At 67.2% G+C, this 6,325-nt stretch carries 7 protein-coding genes and 1 pseudogene; 7 read left to right on the forward strand and 1 reads right to left on the reverse strand.

Annotation, left to right across the window (positions count from 1 at the left end):
* The 4 genes and pseudogenes from gidA to AC1D12_RS21420 form a co-directional block, all read left to right on the forward strand.
* Positions 1-288: pseudogene (gidA, locus tag AC1D12_RS21405) on the forward strand (tRNA uridine-5-carboxymethylaminomethyl(34) synthesis enzyme MnmG); the annotation flags it as partial.
* On the forward strand, positions 275-928 hold the full coding sequence (rsmG, locus tag AC1D12_RS21410) for a 16S rRNA (guanine(527)-N(7))-methyltransferase RsmG (RefSeq protein WP_477824447.1): 654 nt from the start codon (positions 275-277) through the stop codon (positions 926-928). The pseudogene gidA and the gene rsmG, both read left to right, overlap by 14 nt.
* A complete protein-coding gene (locus AC1D12_RS21415) occupies positions 925-1,542 on the forward strand; it encodes a LysE family transporter (RefSeq protein ID WP_477824448.1) in 618 nt (205 codons plus the stop codon). The genes rsmG and AC1D12_RS21415 overlap by 4 nt, the downstream gene beginning before the upstream one ends.
* A gap of 26 nt (positions 1,543-1,568) precedes the next feature.
* On the forward strand, positions 1,569-2,348 hold the full coding sequence (locus tag AC1D12_RS21420; protein WP_477824449.1) for a ParA family protein: 780 nt from the start codon (positions 1,569-1,571) through the stop codon (positions 2,346-2,348).
* A 16-nt stretch (positions 2,349-2,364) separates the two neighbouring features.
* Here the strand turns inward: AC1D12_RS21420 and argC are convergent, their stop codons facing one another.
* Positions 2,365-3,306 (reverse strand): N-acetyl-gamma-glutamyl-phosphate reductase, encoded by a 942-nt coding sequence (gene argC, locus AC1D12_RS21425; protein WP_477824450.1) that lies wholly within the window; start codon positions 3,304-3,306, stop codon positions 2,365-2,367.
* A gap of 54 nt (positions 3,307-3,360) precedes the next feature.
* Between argC and AC1D12_RS21430 the strand changes: the two genes are divergently transcribed.
* The 3 genes from AC1D12_RS21430 to AC1D12_RS21440 all read left to right on the forward strand — a co-directional run.
* Positions 3,361-3,939 (forward strand): RBBP9/YdeN family alpha/beta hydrolase, encoded by a 579-nt coding sequence (locus tag AC1D12_RS21430; RefSeq protein WP_477824451.1) that lies wholly within the window; start codon positions 3,361-3,363, stop codon positions 3,937-3,939.
* A 17-nt stretch (positions 3,940-3,956) separates the two neighbouring features.
* Complete coding sequence (locus AC1D12_RS21435; protein ID WP_477842722.1) at positions 3,957-4,850, forward strand: ParB/RepB/Spo0J family partition protein; 894 nt, start codon at positions 3,957-3,959, stop codon at positions 4,848-4,850.
* Positions 4,851-5,231: 381 nt separating this feature from the next.
* On the forward strand, positions 5,232-6,325 hold a 1,094-nt coding region (locus AC1D12_RS21440), incomplete at its 3' end, for a PrkA family serine protein kinase (protein ID WP_477842724.1).

Genomic DNA, 6,325 nt, shown 5'->3' on the forward strand with positions numbered 1-6,325 from the left:
GGCTACATCACCAAGCAGAACGATGAAGTCGAGCGGGCCGCCCACTTCGAGAGCCTGCGCCTGCCGGCCGAGCTCGACTACGCCCAGGTCACCGCGCTCAGTTTCGAGGCGCGCCAGAAGCTAGCGAAGCACCGGCCGGAGACCCTGGGACAGGCCTCGCGCATTTCAGGCATCACCCCGGCCGCGATCTCGCTGCTGCTGATCCACCTGAAGAAGGGTCGCTTCAAGGGGTTCATGGCCGCCGACCGCGCCGGCAACGACAGCACGCCGACCGATGCAGCCGCCTGAGGCCGATACCCTCGCCCGCGGATTGGACCGGCTCGGGCTCACGCTCGACGCCGACCAGCAAGCTCGGCTGCTGGCCTACCAGGCGTTGATCGCAAAGTGGAACCGGGTCTACAACCTGACGGCCGTCCGCGACCCGTCCGAGATGCTGACGCACCACCTGCTCGACAGCCTGTCGGTCGTCGGGCCGCTGCGCCGGCATGCCGCCGGGCGACCGTTGCGGGTGCTCGATGTCGGAAGCGGCGCCGGTCTCCCGGGTGTCGTGCTCGCCATCGCCGAGCCGTCGTGGCGCATCACCTGCGTCGACACCGTTGGCAAGAAGGCCAGCTTCATCCAGCAGGCTGCCGCCGAACTGGGTTTGCGGCAGCTGCGTTCCGAGCACGCACGGGTCGAGGCGATGCCACCCGCCCAAGCCGACGTGATCACCTCCCGTGCCTTTGCCTCGCTGAGCGACTTCACCCGGCTGACTGAAAAGCACCTTGCCCCGGGCGGCATCTGGATGGCGATGAAGGGCAAGGCACCGACCGCCGAAATCGCCGAGCTGCCGGCCACCCTCGATGTGTTTCACGTGGAACCATTGACCGTTCCCGACCTGGATGCCGAGCGCTGCCTGGTCTGGATCCGCCCGAAGGCTGCCGAATGAGCGCGCTCGGCATCTCCGACTACGGCTCGTTCTGTCTGGCCATCGTGCTGTTCCTCGCCCTGCCCGGTCCGGGCACGCTGGCCTTGCTGACCTCGACCGCCAAAGGCGGATTCCGTGCCGGTGCGGCCGCCACACTCGGTGTGATCGCTGGCGACCAGGTGCTGCTGTGGTTGGCCGTCGGCGGCGTCGCGGCCTTGCTCGCCTCACACCCCACAGCATTTCGGTGGGTGCAGTACGGCGGCGCAGCCTACCTGGCCTGGATCGGCCTGCGGCTGCTGCTGGCCCGGCCCGGCGACGCCTCGCCCATCCGCATCGAGCCGCGCGACTACGCACGCCAGGCTTTCCTGATCACCTTGCTGAACCCGAAGGCCATCGTGTTCTACATGGCCTTCTTCCCGCTTTTCATCGACCCTGCCACCCAGCGCGGCGCGGTCACTTTTGCCGCGATGGCCGCGACGATCGCACTGATCACCCTCGCCTACTGCCTGGCGCTGTGCGCCTTCGCGCAGTCGGTGTCGAACAAAGTTCGCCGGCACCGCCGATGGGCCGCGTGGTTGCAGAAGGCGGCTGGTATCTTCCTGATCGGCTTCGGCATCCGCCTCGGCAGCAACTGATCCCTCTTCCAGCAGCGCCCTCCTCCATGACCCGCATCTTCTGCATCGCGAACCAAAAAGGCGGCGTCGGCAAGACGACGACCACCGTCAACCTGGCCGCCGGCCTGGCGCAGATCGGCCAGCGCGTGCTCGTCGTCGACCTGGACCCGCAGGGCAATGCGACGATGGGGTCGGGCATCGACAAGCGCGCGCTGTCGCTGAGCGTCTACGACGTGCTGCTGGAGTCGGCCACGATCGCCGAGGCCCGCCAGCGCAGTGACAAGGTCGGCTACGACGTGCTGGGCGCGAACCGTGAGCTCGCCGGCGCCGAGGTCGAGTTGGTCAAGCTGGAGCGGCGCGACAAGCGCCTGAAGACCGCGCTCGAGGCGGTCTCGACCGACTACGACTTCGTGCTGATCGACTGCCCGCCGTCGCTGAGCCTGCTGACCTTGAACGGCCTGTGCAGCGCCCATGGCGTGGTCGTGCCGATGCAGTGCGAGTACTTCGCGCTCGAAGGCCTGTCGGACCTGGTCAACACCATCAAGCAGGTGCACGCCAACCTGAACCCCGAGCTGCAGCTGATCGGCCTGCTGCGGGTGATGTTCGATCCGCGCATCACGCTGCAGCAACAGGTCAGCGATCAGCTGAAGACGCACTTCGGCGACAAGGTGTTCAACACCGTGATCCCGCGCAACGTGCGCCTGGCCGAAGCGCCCAGCTACGGCCTGCCCGGCGTGGTGTTCGACCCCGCCTCGCGGGGCGCGCAGGCTTTCGTCGAATTCGCGGCCGAGATGGTCGCGCGGGCCCGCGAGGCCGTGCCGGCCTGACGCCCGTCCCGTCGACTCAGAGCCCCAGCCCTTCGTCCAGCCCGAGGTGCACGTTCATCGTCTGCACCGCCGCACCGCTGGCGCCCTTGCCGAGGTTGTCCAGCCGCGACATCAGCAGCACCTGGCTCTCGTTCGCGAACACGAACAGGTCGACGCGGTTGCTGTCGTTGCAGGCCTGCACGTCGAAGAAGCCGTCCTCGAGCGTCGCCGCATCGCGCAGCGGCATCACGCGGATGAAGCGCTCGCCGTCGTAGCGCTTCGTCAGCGCCGCATGYAGCGACTCCGGGCTCGCACTCGCCGACAGGCTTGCCAAGTGCAAGGGCACACTCACCGCCAAGCCCTTGTAGAACCTGCCAACGATCGGCATGAATACCGGCTTCGTCGTGAGCCCGGTGTGGGCCATCATCTCGGGAATGTGCTTGTGCGCGAGCGTCAAGCCGTAGGGCCGCGGCGCATCGAGGCGCGCATCACCGCCCGCCTCGTACTGCTCGATCATCTTCTTGCCGCCACCGGAGTAGCCGGTGATCGACGTGGCGCTGACGCCGAGCGGCGCCGGCACGAGCCCGGCATCCACCAGCGGACGCATCAGCAGGATGAAGGCGCTGGCATGGCAACCGGGGTTCGCGAGGCGCTTGCTGCCGCGGATCTTCGCGCGCTGGTCGGCAGCCAGTTCGGGCAGGCCGAACACCCAGCCCGGCACCGTGCGGTGGGCCGTGCTGGCGTCGATCAGGCAGGTGTTCGGGTTCGTCACCAGGGCCGCGGCCTCGCGCGACGCCGCATCGGGCAGGCACAGGAAGGCCACGTCGGCGGCATTCAGCAGGCGGGCGCGTTCGGCGGCATCCTTGCGCCGGTCGGCATCGATGCGCAACACTTCGACGTCGCTGCGCGCCGCCAGGTACTCGTTGATGCGCAGACCGGTCGTGCCTTCCTGGCCGTCGACAAACACGCGATGCTTCATTGAATCGTCCACCCGCCTGAAAAAGAACTCGGACCGCGAGGATAAGCCACCTGCATGACAAACGCTGATCCGCAAGCCCTGCACGACGTGCGGGTGCTCCTGCTCCCCGGCTGGGAGAACTCCGACCCCGGTCACTGGCAAAGCCTCTGGGAACGTGAACACGGCGACCTCCGCGTCGAGCAGGCCGACTGGCTGTGGCCGAAACGCGGCGACTGGATGGCCCGCCTCGAAGAGGTGCTGCTGCAGGACGAGCGGCCCGCGCTGCTGGCGGCGCACAGCCTCGGCTGCCAGTTGGTCGCCGCATGGGCCTCGCACTCGCGGCACACGGCCCGCGTGCGCGGCGCGCTGCTGGTCGCGCCGCCCGACATCGAGCGCCCCGACATGCCGCCCCAGCTGACGCCCTGGCGCCCGATCGCCCGCCAGGCCCTGCCGTTCGCGAGCATCGCGGTCGTCAGCAGCGACGACCCGTTCTGCGCCGCCGAACGCGCCGCGCAGATGACCCGCGCCTGGGGCAGCCGGCAAATCGACATCGGCCCACGCGGCCACATCGACAGCCAGTCCGGGCTCGGCGCCTGGCCCGAGGGACGCGTGCTGCTGCAATCGCTTCGATCGCCCGCGGCCCGCGCCGGGTGATCAGGGAAAATGCCCGGATGGCAACCAAGAAACCCAAAGGCCTCGGTCTCGGCCTCGAAGCACTGCTCGGCCCCACGGTCAGCGACTCCCCTGTTCCGGCCGACGACGGCACGCCGCGCACGCTGAAGCTGACCCAGCTGCAGCCCGGCAAGTACCAGCCGCGCACGCGCATGGACGAGGGCTCGCTGTACGAGCTCGCCGAGAGCATCAAGGCGCAGGGCATCATGCAGCCGGTGCTGGTGCGCCCGGTGGGCCCGAACCGCTACGAGATCATCGCCGGCGAACGCCGCACGCGGGCCGCGAAGCTGGCCGGCCTCGACGAGGTGCCGGTGCTGGTGCGCGAGGTGCCCGACGAGTCGGCCGCCGCGATGGCGCTGATCGAGAACATCCAGCGCGAAGACCTGAACCCGCTCGAAGAGGCGCACGGCATCGCGCGGCTCGTCAACGAGTTCCACCTGACGCATGAGCAGGCGGCCCAGGCCGTCGGCCGCTCGCGCAGCGCCGCGAGCAACCTGCTGCGCCTCTTGAACCTCGCCGAACCGGTGCAGCAGATGCTGATGGCCGGCGACCTCGACATGGGCCACGCCCGCGCGCTGCTGCCGCTCGATGGGGCGCACCAGATCCTCGGCGCGGGCGAGATCGTCGCGAAGAAGCTCAGCGTGCGCGAGGCCGAGAAGCTCGTGACCCGGCTCGRCTCGTCGCGCCAGCAGCCGCTGCTGCGCGTGCCGAAAGAGAAGCCGCGCGACATCGCACGCATCGAGGAAGAGCTCTCCGATGCGTTGACGGCACAGGTCGAGATCCGCGTCAAGAAGCGCACCAAGCGGGGCGAACAAGGCGAAGTCGCCATTGCCTTCGGCTCGCTGGAGGAGTTGAATGGACTCCTCGACAAGCTCGGACTCACCAGCACCTGACATGCCGATCGACAACCGCCGGACCGCACATCGTTGCGCAGATCCGTCCGCAGAATCCCTGAGCCCCGCATCAGGAACTTCCCCGGCCTCCAACGGCTCATTGCATGCATCATCCACTCAGGTGGGTGACACGCTGCAACAGACAGGGGCACACTATTTGCTGTACACCTTCACATCACCGAAGCGTTGAACAGCGGGCTTATTTCTCCACATCTCCACGCACACGACACCCCGAAATGACGCAAGCTTGAATCACGAGATCAGCTGACCGCACAGGAAAGCTCTGATGGAGCCCTCAACCGGGACTTCATCAGAACTTCCCCAGACGGCAGCGAAGGTGGCCCCTTCGCTGTCGCCCACCCGATGTCTCAGGAGGTCAGCATGGACGTGATCAGCCATTTCGCCGCACGCTTCGAGCGCACGCGTGAGGAGGAACTCTCGCTGGAAGAGTACCTCGCCGAATGCAAGCGCAACCCCGTGGCCTACGCCACCGCTGCCGAGCGCATGCTCAAGGCGATCGGGGATCCACAGACCATCGACACGCGCAACGATCCGCGGCTGTCCCGTCTGTTCGCCAACAAGGTCATCAAGATCTACCCCGCSTTCGCCGAGTTCTACGGCATGGAAGACTCCATCGAGCAGGTGGTGTCGTATTTCCGGCATGCCGCGCAGGGGCTGGAGGAAAAGAAGCAGATCCTCTACCTGCTCGGCCCGGTGGGCGGCGGCAAGTCGTCGATCGCCGAGCGGCTGAAGGCGCTGATGCAGGAGGTGCCGTTCTACGCGATCAAGGGCTCGCCGGTGAACGAGTCGCCRCTCGGCCTGTTCGACGCGATCGAGGACGGCCCCATCCTCGAGAAGGAATACGGCATCCCGCGCCGCTACCTGCAGCGCATCCTGTCGCCGTGGGCCGTCAAGCGCCTGGATGAATTCGGCGGCGACATCCGCAAGTTCCGCATCGTCAAGCGCTTCCCGTCGGTGCTGAAGCAGGTCGGCATCGCAAAGACCGAACCGGGCGACGAGAACAACCAGGACATCTCGTCGCTGGTCGGCAAGGTCGACATCCGCAAGCTCGAGACCTATGCGCAGGACGACCCCGATGCGTACAGCTACTCCGGCGGGCTGTGCCTGGCCAACCAGGGCCTGCTCGAGTTCGTCGAGATGTTCAAGGCGCCGATCAAGGTGCTGCACCCGCTGCTGACGGCCACGCAGGAAGGCAACTACAAGGGCACCGAAGGGTTCGGTGCGATCCCGTTCGACGGCATCGTGCTCGCGCACAGCAACGAGAGCGAGTGGAAGGCGTTCCGCAACAACAAGAACAACGAGGCCTTCCTCGACCGCATCTACATCGTCAAGGTGCCGTACTGCCTGCGCGTCAGCGAAGAGGTCAAGATCTACGAGAAGCTGCTGCGCGGCTCGTCGCTCGCGCAGGCCACCTGCGCGCCGGGCACGCTGAAGATGATGTCGCAGTTCGCGAT

The sequence above is a fragment of the Rhizobacter sp. P1_G5 genome, assembly GCF_056405435.1.

Bases quoted from the DNA above. Each gene is read 5' to 3' on its own strand.
- AC1D12_RS21415 (WP_477824448.1), top strand. From the start codon at position 925: ATGAGCGCGCTCGGCATCTCCGACTACGGCTCGTTCTGTCTGGCCATC.
- AC1D12_RS21420 (WP_477824449.1), top strand. From the start codon at position 1,569: ATGACCCGCATCTTCTGCATCGCGAACCAAAAAGGCGGCGTCGGCAAG.
- rsmG (WP_477824447.1), top strand. From the start codon at position 275: ATGCAGCCGCCTGAGGCCGATACCCTCGCCCGCGGATTGGACCGGCTC.
- AC1D12_RS21430 (WP_477824451.1), top strand. From the start codon at position 3,361: ATGACAAACGCTGATCCGCAAGCCCTGCACGACGTGCGGGTGCTCCTG.